Origin of the sequence: Pseudoxanthomonas sp. PXM01 (assembly GCF_014851815.1) — a bacterium.
Lineage (GTDB): Bacteria > Pseudomonadota > Gammaproteobacteria > Xanthomonadales > Xanthomonadaceae > Pseudoxanthomonas_A.
This window is the reverse complement of the sequence record NZ_JACVAJ010000002.1, coordinates 295,083-314,089: the sequence shown is the minus strand read 5'-3', so window position 1 is coordinate 314,089 and position 19,007 is coordinate 295,083. Positions and strand designations below refer to the sequence as shown.

General features: G+C 66.9%; 19 protein-coding genes. 14 read left to right on the top strand and 5 right to left on the bottom strand.

Annotated elements, in window-relative coordinates:
- Positions 1-187 precede the first annotated feature (187 nt).
- Both IB230_RS10835 and IB230_RS10830 read right to left on the bottom strand, forming a co-directional pair.
- Positions 188-967, bottom strand: coding sequence for a C40 family peptidase (locus tag IB230_RS10835; RefSeq protein WP_192272094.1), 780 nt, complete (start codon positions 965-967; stop codon positions 188-190).
- Positions 968-1,086: 119 nt separating this feature from the next.
- Positions 1,087-1,644 carry a C40 family peptidase gene (locus tag IB230_RS10830; protein WP_192272092.1) on the bottom strand — a complete coding sequence of 186 codons (558 nt, stop codon included), beginning with the start codon at positions 1,642-1,644 and terminating at the stop codon, positions 1,087-1,089.
- 83 nt (positions 1,645-1,727) lie between these two features.
- On the opposite strand from IB230_RS10830, the gene IB230_RS10825 reads away from it, so the two are divergent.
- The 6 genes from IB230_RS10825 (at position 1,728) to IB230_RS10800 (ending at position 8,051) form a co-directional block, all read left to right on the top strand.
- The gene (locus IB230_RS10825; RefSeq protein ID WP_142124432.1) at positions 1,728-2,207 is read left to right on the top strand and encodes a peptidylprolyl isomerase; all 480 of its coding nucleotides are present in this window, start codon (positions 1,728-1,730) and stop codon (positions 2,205-2,207) included.
- A gap of 113 nt (positions 2,208-2,320) precedes the next feature.
- On the top strand, positions 2,321-3,568 hold the full coding sequence (locus IB230_RS10820) for a DUF418 domain-containing protein (protein WP_192272090.1): 1,248 nt from the start codon (positions 2,321-2,323) through the stop codon (positions 3,566-3,568).
- Positions 3,569-3,642: 74 nt separating this feature from the next.
- Positions 3,643-4,893, top strand: coding sequence for an FAD-dependent oxidoreductase (locus tag IB230_RS10815; RefSeq protein ID WP_192272088.1), 1,251 nt, complete (start codon positions 3,643-3,645; stop codon positions 4,891-4,893).
- Positions 4,890-6,245 carry a glutathione-disulfide reductase gene (gorA, locus tag IB230_RS10810; protein ID WP_192272086.1) on the top strand — a complete coding sequence of 452 codons (1,356 nt, stop codon included), beginning with the start codon at positions 4,890-4,892 and terminating at the stop codon, positions 6,243-6,245. Before IB230_RS10815 ends, gorA begins: the two co-directional genes overlap by 4 nt.
- A 35-nt stretch (positions 6,246-6,280) precedes the next feature.
- On the top strand, positions 6,281-7,057 hold the full coding sequence (gene hutG / locus IB230_RS10805) for an N-formylglutamate deformylase (protein ID WP_192272084.1): 777 nt from the start codon (positions 6,281-6,283) through the stop codon (positions 7,055-7,057).
- A gap of 106 nt (positions 7,058-7,163) precedes the next feature.
- Positions 7,164-8,051, top strand: a complete 888-nt coding sequence (locus IB230_RS10800) for a DMT family transporter (RefSeq protein ID WP_192273898.1) — start codon at positions 7,164-7,166, stop codon at positions 8,049-8,051.
- Positions 8,052-8,059: 8 nt separating this feature from the next.
- Here the strand turns inward: IB230_RS10800 and IB230_RS10795 are convergent, their stop codons facing one another.
- From IB230_RS10795 to IB230_RS10785, 3 genes are all read right to left on the bottom strand, one after another.
- Entirely contained in the window at positions 8,060-9,196 is a 1,137-nt protein-coding gene (locus IB230_RS10795; RefSeq protein WP_192272082.1) for a carboxylate-amine ligase, read from the bottom strand.
- A gap of 113 nt (positions 9,197-9,309) precedes the next feature.
- Positions 9,310-11,199 carry a DNA topoisomerase IV subunit B gene (parE, locus tag IB230_RS10790; protein WP_192272080.1) on the bottom strand — a complete coding sequence of 630 codons (1,890 nt, stop codon included), beginning with the start codon at positions 11,197-11,199 and terminating at the stop codon, positions 9,310-9,312.
- Positions 11,200-11,214: 15 nt separating this feature from the next.
- The gene (locus tag IB230_RS10785) at positions 11,215-11,928 is read right to left on the bottom strand and encodes a hypothetical protein (protein ID WP_192272078.1); all 714 of its coding nucleotides are present in this window, start codon (positions 11,926-11,928) and stop codon (positions 11,215-11,217) included.
- Positions 11,929-12,090: 162 nt separating this feature from the next.
- On the opposite strand from IB230_RS10785, the gene IB230_RS10780 reads away from it, so the two are divergent.
- The 8 genes from IB230_RS10780 to truD all read left to right on the top strand — a co-directional run bounded on the left by IB230_RS10780 (position 12,091) and on the right by truD (position 18,943).
- Positions 12,091-12,345: a hypothetical protein gene (locus IB230_RS10780; RefSeq protein WP_192272076.1), complete on the top strand. Its 255-nt coding sequence runs from the start codon at positions 12,091-12,093 to the stop codon at positions 12,343-12,345.
- A gap of 140 nt (positions 12,346-12,485) precedes the next feature.
- Positions 12,486-14,147: a CTP synthase gene (locus IB230_RS10775; protein ID WP_192272074.1), complete on the top strand. Its 1,662-nt coding sequence runs from the start codon at positions 12,486-12,488 to the stop codon at positions 14,145-14,147.
- 53 nt (positions 14,148-14,200) lie between these two features.
- The gene (gene kdsA, locus IB230_RS10770) at positions 14,201-15,034 is read left to right on the top strand and encodes a 3-deoxy-8-phosphooctulonate synthase (RefSeq protein WP_192272072.1); all 834 of its coding nucleotides are present in this window, start codon (positions 14,201-14,203) and stop codon (positions 15,032-15,034) included.
- 17 nt (positions 15,035-15,051) lie between these two features.
- Positions 15,052-16,338 (top strand): phosphopyruvate hydratase, encoded by a 1,287-nt coding sequence (gene eno / locus IB230_RS10765; RefSeq protein WP_192272070.1) that lies wholly within the window; start codon positions 15,052-15,054, stop codon positions 16,336-16,338.
- A gap of 3 nt (positions 16,339-16,341) precedes the next feature.
- A complete protein-coding gene (gene ftsB / locus IB230_RS10760) occupies positions 16,342-16,686 on the top strand; it encodes a cell division protein FtsB (protein WP_192272068.1) in 345 nt (114 codons plus the stop codon).
- Positions 16,683-17,381, top strand: coding sequence for a 2-C-methyl-D-erythritol 4-phosphate cytidylyltransferase (ispD, locus tag IB230_RS10755; RefSeq protein WP_192273897.1), 699 nt, complete (start codon positions 16,683-16,685; stop codon positions 17,379-17,381). Before ftsB ends, ispD begins: the two co-directional genes overlap by 4 nt.
- 18 nt (positions 17,382-17,399) lie before the next feature.
- Positions 17,400-17,891, top strand: a complete 492-nt coding sequence (gene ispF / locus IB230_RS10750) for a 2-C-methyl-D-erythritol 2,4-cyclodiphosphate synthase (protein WP_192272066.1) — start codon at positions 17,400-17,402, stop codon at positions 17,889-17,891.
- Entirely contained in the window at positions 17,888-18,943 is a 1,056-nt protein-coding gene (truD, locus tag IB230_RS10745) for a tRNA pseudouridine(13) synthase TruD (protein ID WP_192272064.1), read from the top strand. Before ispF ends, truD begins: the two co-directional genes overlap by 4 nt.
- The last annotated feature ends 64 nt before the right edge of the window (positions 18,944-19,007 follow it).

Genomic DNA, 19,007 nt, shown 5'->3' with positions numbered 1-19,007 from the left:
AGTGAAGCCTGCATCGCGTACGACTCCCCTTCGGCGCAACGGTCAGGTGATGCGCGAAGATCGACGCGCCCCCGGAGAATGGCGGCAACGCGCCGCTCGACGCAAGCTGCGGCGCACCGCGATCACCGGAAAACACGAAGGCCGCACGAGGCGGCCTTCCTTTGGTGCAGCACCGGCGTGCGGCGCGTTACATCGCGACGCGGCGGCCGCTCAGGTAGCGGTTGGCCCAATAGCCGGTGATCAGGCTGTCCACGCGAACGTCCTTGCCGCTGCTCGGCGAATGCAGGAAGCGGCCTTCACCGACATAGATGCCGACATGGTTGATGCGGCCCTTCAGACCGAAGAACACCAGGTCGCCCTGGCGCAGTTCGTCGCGTGCAGCGACCAGTTCCGCGTCGGCCTTGGAGGCCATGTCGCGGGACACGCGCGGCAGTTCGATGCCCAGTGCGGTGCGGAAGACGTAGCCGACCAGGCCACTGCAGTCGAAGCCGCTGTCGGGTGAGGTGCCGCCCCAGCGGTACGGTGTGCCCATCAGCGCGAGCGCGCGCTGCAGGACGGCCTGGACCTTGCCACCCTGCTGTTCCTGCGAGACCACACCTTCCTTGCTCAGGTCGTACGCGGCCAGCAGCTTGCTGATGTCGCCGGCCACCATCGCCGAACGGTCGACCAGCGGCAGCGTGTCGCTGGCCGCCAGGCGCGGGAGCAGGGCGGAGAGCGTCGCGGTGGCGGCTTCGGCTGCCTTTTCCTTGACGCTGGTGATGACGGGTTTGCTGGCCGGTGCCGGCGTGGTCGCCACGACATCGGGCGAGGCCGGGATTGACGCCGCGTCGACGTCGGCAGGCGCAGTCTGGGCCTGCACGACGGACGCCATGGCGCACAGGCCAAGGCTGATGAGGAATCGGGAAACCCTCCGCGGCAGGCGGTGGGTGGCGGCTGGCTGGCCTGTCGGCAGGTCGTCGGTCGTCACGCGCGGGTAGGGTTTAACAAGTCAGGGGCGATAATGCCGGCTGATCGGCCCGATTTGGTTCATAAATCGTTATTTATTCGTTAAGCGTGAATGTTCGCTGTCACAGACTTGACCGAATCCTAACGAAGCACGCGTTTCGCGCCGCTGTAATGGTCCCGCCAGTAGGGACCGTCGAGATGGTCCAGCCGGACTGTCCCTCCGGTGCTGGGGGCGTGGACGAAGCGGCCTTCCCCCACATAAATGCCGACGTGGGTGACGTTGCCCTTGCTGCCGAAGAACACCAGGTCGGCCGGTGCCAGGCGGCGTGGCTCGATCTTTGGCCCTTGCACCTGCGCCAGCTCGCGCGAGGTGCGCGGCAGGCGCAGATCCAGCATGTCCCGGTACACGTAGGTCACCAGGCCGCTGCAGTCGAAGCCCGATTCCGGTGTGTTGCCGCCGTAGCGGTAGGGCGTGCCAACCAGGCCGATCGCGCGCATCAGGACGGAGGTGGCGGCGGCCGGATCATCGGCCTCCACCACCGGCCAGTCGCGTTGGCTGGGTGGGGGCGATGGCTTGTGAGCCTGTGGCTTGGAGCCGCCGCAGCCGGCCAGCGCCAGCAGGCCGGCGCAGAGCAGGGACAGGCCCCAGGGCCGAAGTGGCGCGGGCGCGGGCAAGCCGGGATAATGTCGGGCCTTCATCGCGGCGCATCTTCGCCGCATTCCCTTGCGGCCGACAAGCCGCGCCTGTCCTGCCGCCTGGTAGGCCCCGTCCAGAGTCCCGCATGAAAATCGCAAAAGACAGCGTCGTCCGTTTCCACTACACCGTGTCCGAAGCCGGCCAGGAGCCGATCGAAAGCTCGAAGGACCGTGAGCCGCTGGCGATCCTGATCGGCCACGGCAACATCATCCCGGGCCTGGAAAACGCCATGCAGGACCGCGAAGCCGGCGAGAGCTTCGGCGTGGACGTGGCGGCGGCCGATGCCTACGGCGAGCGTCGCGACGGCCTGAGCCAGCGCGTGCCCAAGAAGCATTTCGGCAACCAGCGCCTGGTGCCGGGCCAGCAGGTCGTGCTGCAGACCAACTTCGGTCCGCGCGCGGTGACCATCCAGAAGGTCGGCATGAGCGTGGTGGACGTGGACCTCAACCACCCGATGGCCGGCAAGGATCTGCACTTCGACGTGGAGATCGTGGAAGTGCGCGAAGCCAGCGCCGAAGAACTCGAGCACGGCCACGTGCACGGCGACGGTGGCCACCACCACTGAGCCGCACGACATCGTGTGATCCGGACGGCCCGCGCAAGCGGGCCGTTTCTTTTGGCACGCAGGAGGCGGCAGCACACGTGGTCTAATCGGACGGACCAACTCGGGGGAAAGGAATGACGGCGACGATCACGGAGAACCTGGCACCGATCGCGGTGACCGAACGCATAGAAGCGATGGACGTCCTGCGTGGATTCGCGCTGCTGGGCATCCTGCTGATGAACCTGGAAGGTTTCGTGGGGCCGGTGATGGCCTCCGGCAGCGGGTTGGATCCGGCGCTCACCGGCATGGACCGCACTGTCGACCTGCTTATCTACGTGCTGGTGCAGGGCAAGTTCTATACGCTGTTCTCGCTGCTGTTCGGCATGGGGTTCGCCGTGATGTCGCAGCGCGCCGAGCAGGCGGGGCGCCCGTTCGCCGGCGTGTACTGGCGCCGCGGACTGGTGCTGCTCTGCATCGGCGTGATCCACGCGCTTTTCATCTGGGCGGGCGACATCCTGATGATGTACGCGCTGTGCTCGTTCCTGCTGCTGGCGTTCCGCACGTTGCCATACCGCTGGTATGTGGGGATGGGACTGGTGGCCTACGTGATGCCGATCGGGTTCATGTACCTGATGGGGGCGATGGGGTCGCTGATGGGCGGCACCGAGGGATGGGACAAGATGATGGGCGAGATCGGCAAGCAGATGCAGGTGCTGATCGAGGCCGAGCGGACCGCCTACGGCAGCGGCACCTACGCCGAGGCCACGCTGCAGCGCCTGAAGAGTACAGGGATGGCACTCAGCAACATCACCATGTTCGGTTTCATCGTATTCGGCATGTTCCTGATCGGCGCCTGGTTCGTGCGCAGTGGCGCGATCGCGCGTCCGCAGGAGTTCCCGCGCCTGTATGCGGGCCTGCGCTGGGTGGCCTTGCCGGTTGGCCTGCTGGCGATGCTGGGGTCGGTGGCGCTGGAACCGACGATGGACTTCGCTTCGTTCGACCTGCGCATCGCCACCGCCTTCGCGCTGCAGATGACGGCAAACCTGCTGATGTGCCTGGGCTACGCGGCCTGGGTAGTACGCGCGCTGGGCTCTCCCCTGTGGCGGCGGCCGCTGTCCGCACTGGCGCCGGCAGGGCGGATGGCGCTGACCAACTACCTGATGCAGTCGCTGGTCTGCACCTGGATCTTCTACGGCTACGGGCTGGGCTATTTCGAGCAGTTGCCGCGCGCCTGGCAGCCGGTGTTCGCATTGGCGCTGTTCGGCCTGCAGGTGCTGGTGAGCCATCTGTGGCTGGCGCGATTCCGGTTCGGTCCGATGGAATGGCTGTGGCGGTCGGCGACGTATCTGAAGCCGCAACCGCTGCGGCTGCGCACGGCGTGATCCGGCCAGGGCGCGTCATCGCTCTTTGATCCAGGTCAGGGGTCAAGAGCGGTGACAGGCCCTAAACTACCGGGGTGACTTCTCCCCACGACGACGTCCTCATCATCGGCGGTGGCGCCATCGGCCTGGCGACCGCACTGGCGCTGCTCGAAGCCGGACGCGGTGTACGTGTGCTCGACGCCGGCGCCGTGGGCGACGGTGCCTCCCATGGGAACTGCGGCACCATCACGCCCAGCCACGCGCCGCCACTCGCGGCGCCAGGCGTGGTGGCGCAGGCGCTGCGCTGGATGTTCACCCCGGACGCGCCGCTCTACCTCAAGCCCCGCGTCGACCCGGCCCTGTGGCACTGGTTGCTGCGTTTCGCTGCACGCTGCAATGCGCGCGACTGGCGGCAGAGCACGCAGGCGCGGGCGGCGCTGCTCAATGATTCGCGAACGCGGCTGTCCGATTGGGTTGGGCGATATCGGTTGGCGTGCGAATTCGAGGAAGAAGGACTCGATTACGTGTTCCGCGATCCGCGCAAGTTTCAGCAGTACGTGGACGAAGCGAAGGTGCTGGCGGAATTCGGCATCGCGACGCAGGTGTTCGACGGCACCGCCTACCTGCTTGAAGAGCCTGCGATGCTGCCCGGTATCACCGGCGCGATCCGCTTCCCCGGCGATGCCCGCCTGCGGCCCGATCGCTACGTGGCCGAACTCGCGCGCGTGGTGCGCGAGCGCGGCGGCGTCATCGAAGAGCACTGCCGCGTGGATCGCCTGGAGACGGCCGCGGCCGGCGTGCGGCTGACGACGGAGCAGGGTCCGCGCGAAGGCCGCGATGCGGTGATCGCGCTGGGCGCCTGGACACCCGATTTCGCACGCAAGCTCGGCCTGCGCGCGCCGATCCAGCCGGGCAAGGGCTACTCGATCACGTATTCGCGCCCGGCGGTGGTGCCGCGGCACCCGATGGTGCTGAAGGATCGTTCCGTGTGCGTGACGGTGTGGGAGAGCGGATTCCGGCTCGGCAGCACGATGGAGTTCTCCGGCCATGACGACACGCTCAACGAAACACGGCTGGCCGCGCTGGAACGGGGTGCGCGCGAGTTCCTGCGCGAACCCGTCGGCAGCGAAGTGCACGAGCGCTGGTGTGGCTGGCGACCGATGACGTGGGACGATCTTCCTCTGTTGGGGCGTGCGCCGGGCCACGCGCATGTCTGGATGGCCGCGGGTCACGGGATGCTCGGCATCAGCATGAGCAGCGCGACCGGCCAGCTGATGGCCGACCTGATGACGGGCCGCACACCGGCCTTCGATCCTTCGCCGTACCGACCGGAGCGATTCGCATGAAACCCCAGGCGTTCGACCTCATCGTGATCGGCGGCGGCTCGGGCGGCCTGGCCGGTGCATTCCGCGCGGCGTCGTACGGCGCGAAGGTGGCGTTGCTGGAGCCGAAAGAGCTCGGCGGCACCTGCGTCAACGTCGGCTGCGTGCCGAAGAAGGCGATGTGGCTGGCGGCGGAGCTGTCGCAGAAGATCGCGCTGGCGTCGTCGCTGGGCTTCGACACGTCACCGCCCACGCTGGACTGGAAGGAGTTCATCGTCCATCGCCAGCGCTACATCGCCGGCATCCATGCCAGCTACATGAAGCGGCTGGACGAGAGCGGCGTCGTACTGATGCCGTGCCGCGGACGACTGCTGGATGCGAACACCGTGGTCAATGCGGACGGCGTTCCGCTCACCGCCAGGCATCTGCTGATCGCCACCGGCGGGCACCCGGTACGCCCGGATATCCCCGGTGCCGAACTGGGCAAGGTGTCCGACGATTTTTTCAACCTGTGTGCCGCGCCCGCACGCGTGGCGATCATCGGCGGCGGTTACGTCGCGGTCGAGCTGGCGGGCGTGCTGCAGGCGCTGGGCAGCCAGGTGGAGATGTTCGTGCGCGGGCCGCGCGTGCTGGACGGCTTCGACACGCAGATTACCGACGAACTGGTCGCCGACATGCGCCAACACGGTGTGCGGCTGCATTTCGGTCATGCGGTGGCCGCGCTGGAGCGCGCCCCGGACGACGGCGTGGTGTTGCTGGCGGAGGACGGCACGCGGACGGGACGTTTCGACACGGTGATCTTCGCCACCGGGCGTCGCGCATCGACCCAAGACATGGGACTGGAGGCCGCCGGCGTGGCGCTGGACCCGAAGGGTTTCGTGCAGGTGGATGCACGCCAGGACACCTGCGTTGCCGGTGTCCATGCCGTCGGCGACGTCACCGGGCAGGCGGCGTTGACGCCGGTCGCCATCGCGGCGGCGCGCCGGTTGATGGATCGGCTGTTCGGCGGGCAGGCCGACGCCCGGTTGGACTACACGCAGATCCCGACCGTGGTGTTCTCGCACCCGCCGGTCGGACAGGTAGGCCTGACCGAGGCCGAGGCGCGCGAGCGCCACGGCGATGACGTCCATGTGCTGACCGCGCGCTTCCGCCCCATGCTGCATGCATTGGCCGATTCGCCCCAGCGCAGCCTGTTCAAGCTGGTCCTGGTAGGCGCGGACAAGCGTGTCGTCGGTCTGCATCTGCTGGGCGAGGGCGCGGACGAGATGCTCCAGGGCTTCGCGGTGGCGCTGAAGAAGGGCATCACCCTGGCCGACCTGCACGATACCGTCGCCATTCACCCGACCAGCGCCGAGGAAGTCGTGCTGATGCGGTGAGCCGGCTTCTGTGGGCACGGCGATACAATGGCGGCATGGAGACCTTCACCCTGCATCGCGGCACGGCGCCGCTGTTCATCAGCCTGCCGCACAACGGCACGTCGGTGCCTGACCACATCGCGGCGCGCCTGACGCCGGAGGCGCGGCGCGTGCCGGATACCGACTGGCATGTCGCCGAGCTGTACGACTTCGCGCGCCAGCTGGGCGCCTCGATCATCGTGCCCGCGTACTCGCGCTACGTGGTCGACTTGAACCGGCCGGAAGACGACGTCTCGCTGTATCCGGGCCAGAACACCACTGGCCTGTGCCCGATCGTGCGCTTCAGTGGCGATCCCGTGTATCTGCCGGGACGGGAGCCGACACCCGACGATATCGCGTCGCGCGTGGACACCTACTGGCGGCCGTACCACCGCGCGCTGCAGGAAGAACTGGCGCGCATCCATGACGTGCATGGGCGTGCAGTGCTGTGGGAGGGTCACTCGATCCGCAGCGTGGTGCCGTTCCTGTTCGATGGTCGCCTGCCGGATTTCAATCTGGGCACGGCGGCCGGTGCGAGCTGCTCGCCCGCGCTGCAGCAGGCGCTGGAAGACGTGCTGGCCTCGCAGACGGACTTCAGTTCCGTGGTCAACGGACGCTTCCGTGGTGGTTACATCACCCGTCACTACGCCGATGTCGAACGTGGTATCCAGGCCGTGCAGCTGGAGCTCGCCCAACTCAACTACATGGACGAGGACACGTTCGCGTACGTGCCGGACCGCGCAGCGCGTACCCAGGTGCTGATCCGGCGCCTGCTGGAATGCACGCTGGCCTGATGTCGCCGCAATGACGCGCCCGCAGGCGGAAGACGAACTGGCGCAGCCGCTGGACGTGGCGCCGGCCGAAGCGGTAGATGCGCCTGCGTCGCGGCCGGTCCTGCAGATGGTCAGCCGCTCCGGCCTGGTGCTCGCGGCGTTGGGCGCCATCGCGTTTTCGGGCAAGGCGATCATCGTCAAGCTCGGTTACCGGTACGGCACCGATGCGGTCACGTTGTTGGCGCTACGCATGCTGGTGGCCTTTCCGTTCTTCCTGCTGATGGGGTTCTGGGCCGCCCGCCGCAGCGCGCCGTTGTCGAACGCGGACCGCGTGCGGATCCTGCTGCTGGGTTTCCTCGGCTACTACCTCGCGAGCTTCCTCGATTTCGCGGGCCTGGCCTACATCACCGCCACGCTGGAGCGGCTGATCCTCTATCTGACTCCGACGCTGGTGGCACTGATCGGCTGGCTGGCGTTCGGCAAACGCATCTCGCGCCGCCAGGCGATCGCGCTACTGGTCAGTTATGCGGGCGTGGCGTTGGCCTTCGGCCACGATCTGCAAGCAGGCGGATCGAACATTCTGCTGGGCGCTGTGCTGGTCTTCGGTAGCGCCTTGGCCTATGCGCTCTATCTCGTGGGCAGTGGCGAACTGGTCGCACGCGTGGGCGCGGTGCGGCTGACCGCGTACGCCAGCAGCGTGGCCAGCGTACTGTGCCTGCTGCAGTTCGTGGTGCTGCGCCCGATGCAGGCGATGGTGCTGCCTTGGGAGGTCTACGCGCTGTCGCTGGTCAACGGCACGCTGTGCACGGTACTCCCGGTGCTGGCCGTGATGATGGCCGTGGCGCGCATCGGCTCCGCGCTCGCCGCGCAGGTCGGCATGATCGGCCCCGTGTCGACCATCGTACTCAGCCTGCTGCTGCTCGGAGAGCCGATGGGCCCCTGGCAGGTCGCGGGCACCGTGCTGGTGATGGCGGGCGTGTTCGTGGTCTCGCAGCAGAAGACCATCGCGCGCTGACCGGCCGGTCAGGCGACCACGCTCGCGTCGGCAAGCCACTGCACCACCTGCGACAACGCGTCGGCGTGGCTTTCGCCAGCCTGCCTGCATGCGCGATACCGCTCCAGCTGTCCGTGCGCGCTGGTGCCATTCTCCAGGATCTTCCATACCCGCTCGACCTGCAGCGTGCAGTCGAGCGCGCGGATGTCGTCGTCCAGCGCCTCCAGCGTGTTCTCCAGCATCTCGCGCACTGACACCAGGCGACGGCTGCCCAGGTCGATCAGCCCGGCATCGAATCCATAACGCTGCGCCCGCCACAGGTTCTCCGCCACGATCGCCTGGTCGCCCGCCTGCAGGTCGGCATACAGCGTGGGCCTGCGCTCGAGGTGCCGCACCAGGCAACGGTAGATCTGCGCGATGGCCAATGCGTCGCACAGGTCCGTACAGGCGTCGGTGACGCGCAGCTCCAGCGTGGGAAACGCGAGCGACGGTCGCAGCGCCCACCAGAGGAAGCTCGCATCCTTGATCGCGCGGCCGTCGACCATGCGCTGCACGTAGTGGTCGTACTCGGCCTGGTTGCGGAACAGCGGCGGCAGTCCGGTGCGCGGGATCTCCTGGTAGGCCGTCTGCCGGTAGCCCATCAGGCCGGTGGCATGCCCCATCCAGAAGGGAGACGACGTACTGAGCGCCAGCAGCAGCGGAAGGAACGGTTGCATGCGCGCCATCAGGGCAACACGCTGGCCGGGATCGGCTGGCTGCACATGCACATGCAGGCCGCACAGCAAGTTGCGCTGGCCCAGCATCTGCAGCTCGCCCATCACCTGGTCGTAGTGGGGCTTGTCCGTGCTGCGCTGTCCGCGCCATTGCGCCGAGGGATGCGTGCCGGCCGACAGGATGCCGAGCCCATGCCGATGCGCGATCTCGCCGACGGTACGACGCAGCGTGCGCAGGTCGGTTTCGGCGGCTCGCGTGTCGTCGTGCACGCCGGTCTGCACTTCCACCTGGGTCTGCAGCATCTCGCTGCCGAAGCGCTCGCCCAGCGCTTCGCGGCAATCACTGAAGAATCGCCGCGGCATATGCCGCAGGCGACGGCCGTTGCGGCGGACGAGGAAGTACTCCTCTTCCAGCCCGAAGGTATAGGGGTGCGCGTCGCGATCCGTTGCCATGCGCCGGTTATCGCATCGGGGAAGTGAACGACGCGTTCAACCGCGCCTCGCGAAGAATCCGATCCTGTCATGATGAGGCCGTCGCAACGGCCCCATGCAACGGATTTCCGCTATCAGGCTTCCAATGAAGCCAGGTCGCCCTTCGTCTCCAGCCACGCCTTGCGGTCCGACGCACGCTTCTTCGCCAGCAGCATGTCCATCAGGCCGCGCGTCTGCGGCTCGTCGTCCACCGTCAGCTGAACCAGGCGACGGGTATCGGGATGGATGGTCGACTCGCGCAACTGGGACGGGTTCATTTCACCCAGGCCTTTGAAGCGGGTGACGTTGACCTGGCCACGGATCTTCTCGCGCTCGATCTTCTCCAGCAGCAGGCGCTTTTCTTCCTCGTCCAGCGCGTAGAACACCTGCTTGCCCACGTCGACGCGGAACAGCGGCGGCATCGCGACGAACACGTGGCCTGCATTCACCAGCGCAGGGAAATGGCGCAGGAACAGGGCCGTCAGCAGCGTAGCGATATGCAGGCCGTCGGAGTCCGCGTCGGCGAGGATGACGACCTTGCCGTAGCGCAGTCCGCTGATGTCGTCCTTGCCTGGATCGCAGCCGATCGCGATGGCAAGGTTGTGGACTTCATCGGAGGCGAGCACCGACGTGCTGGCGACTTCCCAGGTGTTGAGGATCTTGCCGCGCAGCGGCAGGATCGCCTGGAAATCCTTGTCGCGCGCTTGCTTGGCGCTGCCGCCCGCCGAATCGCCTTCGACCAGGAACAGCTCGGTGCGCGACAGGTCCTGGCTGATGCAGTCGGCCAGTTTGCCGGGCAGGGCGGGGCCTTGGGTGACTTTCTTGCGGACGACCTGCTTTTCCGTCTTCAGGCGCGCGCTGGCGCGTTCGATGGCGATCTGCGCGATCTTCTCGCCGAGGTCGACGTGCTGGTTCAGCCACAGGCTGAAGGCATCGTGTGCGGCGCCCTCGATGAAGCCCGCGGCCTGGCGCGAGGACAGGCGTTCCTTGGTCTGGCCGCTGAACTGCGGGTCGGTCATCTTCAGTGACAGCACGAAGGTCACGCGGTCCCACACGTCTTCCGGTGCCAGCTTCACGCCGCGCGGCAGCAGGTTGCGGAAGTCGCAGAACTCGCGCAGCGCATCGGTCAGGCCACTGCGCAGGCCGTTGACGTGCGTGCCGTGCTGGGCGGTGGGAATCAGGTTGACGTAGCTTTCCTGCACCAGCTCGCCTTCCGGCACCCAGGCCACGGCCCAGTCGACGACCTCGCTGTCCTTCTTCAGCTGGCCGACGAACAGCTCCGGCGGCAACAGCTCGCGGCCGGCCATCTCGCCGCGCAGGTAGTCGCGCAGGCCGTCCTCGTAGTGCCAGCTGTCGCGCTCGCCCGTGGCTTCGTCGAACAGGGTGACGTTCAGGCCCGGGCATAGCACGGCCTTGGCGCGCAGCAGGTGCCTGAGCGCGCGCACGTTGAATTTCGGCGTGTCGAAGTACTTGGGATCGGCCCAGAAGCGCACGCGCGTGCCGGTATTCTTCTTGCCGACGCTGCCGACCACTTCCAGCGGCGTGGCGCGGTCGCCGTTGCGGAAGGTGATGCGGTGCTCGCTGCCTTCGCGCTTGATGTGCACTTCCACCAGTGTGGACAGCGCGTTGACCACGCTGACACCCACGCCATGCAGGCCGCCGGAGAACGTGTAGTTCTTGTTGCTGAACTTGCCACCCGCATGCAGGCGGGTGAGGATCAATTCGACGCCCGGAATCTTTTCCTCGGGATGGATGTCGACCGGCATGCCGCGGCCGTCATCGCTGACTTCGCAGCTGCCATCCTTGTACAAAGTGACCTCGATGCTGCCGGCGTGCCCGGCCAGCGCCTCGTCCACCGCGTTGTCGATGACTTCCTGCGCCAGATGGTTGGGGCGCGCGGTGTCGGTGTACATGCCGGGCCGGCGCTTGACGGGGTCAAGGCCGGAAAGGACTTCGATGTCGGCGGCGTTGTAGCGGCTGCTCATGGTGCGTGCGTGTTCTCAGCGGGGCTGCGCGGAGTCCTGCAGGGCTCCGCCGGTGTAGGGATTGTAGTGATAGTCGCCGGGGAAGCTTTCACCGGTCTTCGGGTCGTGCTGGGGCGGCAGCACGCTGCCCAGCGGCGCGCGGAACGGGTAGCTGTTGTTCGCGGTGCGCACCTGAAGACGGCCGTCCACCAGAGGGTCGAACAGTTGCTTGCCCTTGGCGTCGCGCGCATTGAATACAGCGAAGTGCATGTTGTCGCCCATCGGGCCAAGCATGTTGGCCATCACCGGTCGCAACACGGCGAGCAGGTTCTTCAGTTGCGACGGAATGCGCGCCGGCGAAAGGGGGGAATACGAGGTGCCCGCGGCGTCGACGATGCGGAGGTCTTCCAGCAGTGCGTCCGAACCCGCGAACTCGTCGATGCCCATCAGGCCGACTTTGCCGCGCACGGCGGCGATCAGCAGGTAGTCGTCCAGCTGCCCCAGGAAGCGCTTCCTGTCGCCCTCGCTCAGCTCCTGCTGCTGGGTTGCGGACACCTGCCAGTAGAGCGACGGGATCAGCCAGACCAGTTCGATGGTGTCGTCGTCGATCTTGGTGCGCTGGGTGTCCTGCGCCATCTGGTCCAGACGGATGTCCTTCAAGGGGAGCGGCGCGCGCTGCGCCCATGCCGCCGCGGGCAGCAGGGCCAGAACGACGAGGGGGGTGGCGAGCAGCCGGAGGGAGAAGCGCATGCGACGTCCTCTGTCGGAATCGAAGGGTGCGGCAGTGTGCCGCCTGGGCCGGATTTTTGCCATGTTCAGTCGCACAGCCTGAAACTGCGCGCGTGGACAGGGATGCCCTTGGAATGCGCCGACCGGCGCCCCATGTTTCCATCATCCTCGAGGAGCATCGCCATGAAGTCCCGCAACCTGTTGCTGCTGTCCGCCGCCACCGTGGCTGCGCTGTTCGCGGTCCAGGCCTTCGCCCAGTCCCGGACCGGCAACGATGCCGACAAGCCGAAGCAGGACCAGTCCCAGACCAGTGATCCTTCCGATCCCGAGGCCAAGGCGCGCCGTCGCGCGGCCAACGAGGCCGCCGCCAAGCAGCGCAAGGCCGCCGAGGGTCAGCAGAAGAAGGCCGGTGACGAGGAAGAAGAGCGCAAGCCCTGAGTCCCGGAGGTCCGCTGGAAGCCTTGCGGTACAAGGGTTTTCGGCGACAAGGCCACTGACAGACGCCCCGCTTCGGCGGGGCGTCGCGCTTCCGGGCGACACGCGTTGCCTGTAGACTATGGCTTTCCGGAGCCCCGCCCATGACTCCCCTGATTTTCGTTACCGGCGGCGTTGTGTCCTCGCTAGGCAAGGGCATCGCCGCCGCTTCGCTTGCGTCCATTCTCGAAGCACGTGGCCTGAAGGTCACGATGATGAAGTTGGACCCCTATATCAACGTCGACCCGGGCACCATGAGCCCGTTCCAGCACGGTGAGGTGTACGTCACCGACGACGGCGCCGAAACCGACCTGGACCTGGGCCACTACGAGCGCTTCGTGCGCACGCGCCTGAGCCGCAAGAACTCCGTCACCACCGGCCGGATCTACGAGAACGTGATCCGCAAGGAGCGCCGCGGCGACTATCTGGGCGCGACCGTGCAGGTGATCCCGCACATCACCGACGAGATCCGCCGCTGCATCGACGAGGCCACCGAAGGCTTCGACGTAGCGCTGGTCGAGATCGGCGGTACGGTCGGCGACATCGAGTCGCTGCCGTTCCTCGAGGCGATCCGCCAGATCCGCACCGAGCGCGGTCCGGAGAAGGCGCTGTTCATGCACCTGACGCTGGTGCCGTACGTCGCCGCCGCGGGTGAGCTGAAGACCAAGCCCACCCAGCACTCGGTGAAGGAACTGCGTTCGATCGGTATCCAGCCCGACGTACTGCTGTGCCGTTCCGAGCAGCCGATCCCGGACTCCGAGCGTCGGAAGATCTCGCTGTTCACCAACGTGCCGGAGCGCGCCGTCATCAGCGTGCCGGACGTGGACGTGCTGTACCGCATCCCGATGGGCCTGCATGGCCAGGGCCTGGACGAGATCGTCCTGCGCCAGTTCCGCATCGAGAACGCGAAGTCTGCGGACCTGTACGAGTGGGAAGCCGCGGTCGACGCGACGCTCAACCCGCTGGACGAAGTGACCATCGCGGTCGTCGGCAAGTACGTCGATCACCAGGACGCCTACAAGTCCGTCGGCGAGGCGCTCAAGCACGGCGGCCTGCGCCAGCGCACGCGCGTCAACCTGAAGTGGATCGAAGCGCAGGAGCTGGAAGACACCGACATGGCCCTGCTGCAGGGCGTGGACGGCATCCTGGTGCCGGGTGGATTCGGTGATCGCGGTTTCGAAGGCAAGGTACTGACCTCGCGCTTCGCCCGCGAGCAGAAGCTGCCGTACTTCGGCATCTGCTACGGCATGCAGGCGGCGGTGGTCGACTATGCGCGCCATGTGGCGGGCCTGGACGAGGCCAACAGCACCGAGAACGACAAGCAGTCGCCGCATCCGGTGATCGGTCTGATCACCGAGTGGCGCACGGCCAGCGGCGATGTCGAGAAGCGCGACGAACGTTCCGACCTTGGCGGCACCATGCGGCTCGGCCTGCAGGAGCAACGCCTGAAGCCCGGTACGCTGGCGCGCGATCTCTATGGGAAGGACGTCGTGGCCGAGCGTCACCGCCATCGTTACGAGTTCAACAACCGCTATCGCACGCAGTTGGAAGACGCCGGCCTGGTGATCGCCGCCAAGTCGATGGATGACCTGCTGGTGGAGATGGTGGAACTGCCGCGTGCCGTGCACCCCTGGTTCCTGGCCTGCCAGGCCCACCCGGAGTTCCTGTCCACGCCGCGCGACGGGCATCCGCTGTTCGTTGGCTTCATCCGCGCCGCGCGCGAGAAGAAGGCCGGCGGCAAGCTGTTGAAGGAAGCGCGGGCCTAACTGTCATGCATCGGCGCCGCGGTATGCGGCGCCCGCAACGAAGGAGTTGAGGAATGAAGCTCTGTGGTTTTGACGTCGGCCTGGACCAGCCCCTGTTCCTGATCGCCGGCCCCTGCGTGATCGAGTCGATGCAGTTGCAGATCGACGTCGCCGGCCGCCTGAAGGAAATCACCGGCAAGCTGGGAATGAACTTCATCTTCAAGTCCAGCTTCGACAAGGCCAATCGCACCTCCGGCACCAGTTTCCGCGGTCCCGGCATGGAAGAAGGCCTGAAAGTGCTCGACGCGGTGAAGAAGCAGGTCGGCGTACCGGTCCTCACCGATGTACACGAATACACGCCGATGGACGAAGTCGCCGCCGTGGTCGACGTGCTGCAGACGCCGGCGTTCCTGGTGCGCCAGACCGACTTCATCAAGAAGGTCTGCTCGGCCGGCAAGCCGGTCAACATCAAGAAGGGCCAGTTCCTGTCGCCATGGGACATGAAGCCGGTCGTCGAGAAGGCCAAGGCCACCGGCAACCAGGACATCATGGTTTGCGAACGTGGCGCCTCGTTCGGCTACAACAACCTGGTCAGCGACATGCGCTCGCTGAGCGTGATGCGCGATACCGGCTGCCCGGTGGTGTTCGACGCGACCCATTCGGTGCAGTTGCCGGGCGGGCAGGGCAGCAGCTCCGGCGGCCAGCGCGAGTTCGTGCCGGTGCTGGCGCGTGCGGCCGTCGCGGTCGGCGTCGCAGGCCTGTTCGCCGAGACCCACCCGGATCCGGCCAAGGCGCTGTCCGATGGCCCGAACGCATGGCCGCTGGACAAGATGGAAGCGCTGCTGGAAACGTTGCTGGCGCTGGACAGCATTACCAAGAAGAACGGTTTCCTCGAATCCACTCTCTGAGCTGAGCACACGACACGATGACCCAGATCGCCAAGATCCACGCCCGCGAAATCCTCGATTCCCGCGGCAATCCTACCCTCGAAGCCGAGGTCACGCTGGAAGACGGTTCCTTCGGTCGCGCCATGGTGCCGTCCGGCGCCTCGACCGGCACCAAGGAAGCGGTCGAGCTGCGTGATGGCGACAAGACCCGCTATCTGGGCAAGGGCGTGCGCAAGGCGGTGGAGAACGTCAACACGACGATTGCGTCCGCGCTGAAGGGCTTCGATGCCGCGGACCAGGAGGGTCTGGACCGTCGCCTGATCGATCTGGATGGCACCGAGAACAAAGGCCGCCTGGGCGCCAACGCGCTGCTCGGCGTGTCGATGGCCAACGCACATGCCGTGGCCGCTTCGAAGAAGGTCCCGCTGTGGCAGCACCTGGCCAACGGCAACGACGTCACCCTGCCGGTGCCGATGATGAACATCATCAACGGCGGTGCGCATGCCGACAACAACGTGGACTTCCAGGAGTTCATGGTGCTACCGGTGGGCTTCGACTCCTTCGCCGAATCGCTGCGCGCCGGCACCGAGATCTTCCACTCGCTGAAGTCGGTGCTGAAGGGTCACGGCCTGAGCACGGCCGTCGGCGACGAGGGCGGCTTCGCCCCCGATTTCCGCAGCAACGTCGAGGCCCTGGACACCATCCTGGAAGCCATCGGCAAGGCCGGCTACACCGCCGGCGAAGACGTGCTGCTGGGCTTGGACGTGGCTTCCAGCGAATTCTTCGACAACGGCAAGTACCACCTGGTCGGCGAGAACAAGCGCCTGACCAGCGAGCAGTTCGTCGACTTCCTGGCCGATTGGGCCGCGCAGTACCCGATCATCACCATCGAGGACGGCCTGGCCGAAGACGACTGGGCGGGCTGGAAGCTGCTGACCGACCGTGTCGGCAGCAAGGTGCAGCTGGTCGGCGACGACCTGTTCGTCACCAATCCCAAGATCTTCAAGGAAGGCATCGAGTCCGGCACCGCCAACGCCATCCTGATCAAGGTCAACCAGATCGGCACGCTGACCGAGACGTTGGAAGCGATCGCGATGGCGCACCACGCGAACTATGCCGCCGTGGTGTCGCACCGTTCGGGTGAAACCGAGGACACGACGATCGCCGACATCGCCGTCGCCACCACCGCGACGCAGATCAAGACCGGTTCACTGTGCCGCAGCGACCGCGTGGCCAAGTACAACCAGCTGCTGCGCATCGAAGAGGCGCTGGGCGGCAAGGCGCGTTACGCCGGTCGCAACGCCTTCGTGTCGCTGAAGAAGTAATCCATGCGCAAGGCGCCCTGGCTCCTGCTGGTGCTGGTACTGCTGCTGGGATGGCTGCAGTACAAGTTCTGGTTCGGCGTCGGCAGTTCGGGCCAGGTCGTCGCGCTGGAGCAGCAGGTCGAGGTGCAGAAACGCGAGAACGCGGGCCTGCAGGAACGCAACGACGCCCTGGCCGCCGAAGTCGAGGACCTCAAATCCGGCGAGTCGGCGGTGGAGGAACGCGCGCGCAGCGAACTGGGCATGATCAAGCCGGGCGAGAAGTTCTACCGCGTGGTCGAACCGGTCCCTCCGGTGGCCGCCGCCAGCGAAGACGGCGGCGACAGCGATGTCGCAGAGCCTGCACCCTGATGGCCCGTATCTGGGCCGTCGTGCCCGCGGCGGGACGTGGCACCCGCTTCGGCGCTGAACTCCCCAAACAGTATCTGATGGTGGACGGCGCGCTGTTGATCGCGCACACCCTGTCGGCGCTGTTCGCGCATGATGCGGTGGAAGGTGCGGTCGTGCCGGTATCGGAGAACGATCCCGACTGGCCCGGCTGGGTGTCATTCGCCGACAAGCCCGTGCAGGTCTGTGTGGGTGGCGCGACCCGGGCGGCGTCCGTGCTGGCCGGCCTGCGCGCACTGCCCGAGCACGTGCGCGCGGACGACTTCGTGCTGGTGCACGATGCGGCACGTCCGAATCTGTCGCTGACGGACCTGTCCCAGCTGCTGGAGCGCGGTCGCAACGATCCGGTCGGCGCGATCCTCGCCGCCCCGGTCCGCGACACCCTGAAACGTGCCGGCGACGATGGCGGCATCGACGGCACCGAGCCGCGCGAGCGGCTGTGGCGCGCCTTCACGCCGCAACTTTTCCGCCGCCTGCAGTTGACCCGCGCGCTGGAAGCCGCGACCGCCGACGGCGTCGAGGTCACCGACGAGGCGATGGCGATGGAGCGCCTGGGCCTGCGCCCCTTGCTGGTGGAAGGCTCCGAAAGCAACTTCAAGATCACCACGCCGGCGGACCTGGCGCGGTTCGCCTATGAACGTGCGCAGCGGACCCGCTGACGCGCTAACGGAAGAAGCATGTCCAACCCATTGAACATCCGCATCGGCCAGGGCTTCGACGTGCACGCCTTCGGCGACGGCGACCACATCATGCTGGGCGGCGTACGCGTTCCGCACGAGCGTGGCGTGCTGGCGCACAGCGACGGTGACGTCGTGCTGCACGCGTTGTGCGATGCGATGCTGGGTGCGCTGGCGCTGGGCGACATCGGACGGCACTTCCCGCCGTCCGACGATCGCTGGAAGGGTGCAGACAGCCGAGCCTTCGTCCGTCATTGCGACGCGCTGATCGGCGAGCGTGGCTGGCGGGTTGGCAATGTCGATGTCACCGTGATCTGCGAGCGGCCGAAAGTCGGGCCCCACGCCGACGCCATGCGCGCCTGCGTGGCCGAGGACCTGCGCATCGATCAGGATGCGGTGAGCATCAAGGCGACCACGACGGAAAAACTGGGTTTTACCGGGCGGGGCGAAGGCATCGCGGCACAGGCCGTGGTGTTGCTGGTACGCGCATGAGCGAGGCGTTGCCGCGTGCGTTCGGCGCGCCGGTCCTCTCCGCACGCATACGCAGCGTGCCGGAAGACTTCGTCGTCGAGGAGTTGCCCGGCTTCGAACCTTCCGGCGAAGGCGAGCACCTGCTGCTGACTGTCGAGAAGCGAGGCATGAATACGGCATTCGCTGCCAAGCGCATCGCCGCGTGGGCGGGGATCACCGAGATGGGCGTGGGCTATGCCGGCCTCAAGGATCGCCATGCGGTCACCCGGCAACGGTTCAGCGTGCACTTCCCGCGCAAGGTGGCCCCGGATCTGGCAACGCTCGTTTCCGATGACCTGACGGTGCTGGCGTCGACCTGGCATTCGCGCAAGCTGCCGCGCGGCGCGCTTGCCGGCAATCGGTTCGAACTGGTGCTGCGGGGCATGGAAGGCGATGCCGGAACCATCGAGGCGCGGTTGCGCGATATCGCCGCACATGGCCTGCCGAACTGGTTCGGCGAACAGCGCTTCGGGCGCGACGGCGGCAACGTGGCGGCCGCACTGGCGATGTTCGCGGGACGGCGCGTGCGGCGCGAGCAGCGCTCGTTGCTGATATCGGCCGCGCGATCGGAGCTGTTCAACCGGGTACTGGCCGCGCGGCTGGCCGATGGCAGCTGGAATCGTGGCATCGACGGCGAGGTCTGGATGCTCGCGGGCAGCCGCAGCGTGTTCGGGCCCGAACCGTGGAGCGAGCAACTGGCGCAGCGACTCGAAGACTTCGACATTCATCCCACCGGACCTCTATGGGGTGCCGGGGAACCGCGCACGCAGGCAGTCGCCCGCGAGCGCGAGGTGCTCGCGCTGCAGGATGACGATGCACTGGCGTTGCGGCAGGGGCTTGAGCGGGAAGGGTTGCGGCAGGAGCGCCGTGCGCTGCGCCTCCGGCCCGACGGGCTGGCGTGGTCGTGGCTGTCGCCCGATGCGCTGCGCCTGGTGTTCTCGCTGCCGCCGGGAAGCTACGCCACCGCGGTGCTGCACGAGCTGGGAGAGGTTGCCGACGCATCGCAGGGCGACCGTCCGTCGGAACACCGCTGACGGCACTGGAAGCGTCCCACCGCAGGCGTATAAGCGAGATCAGGCCCGCCGCGTGGCCTTCTTC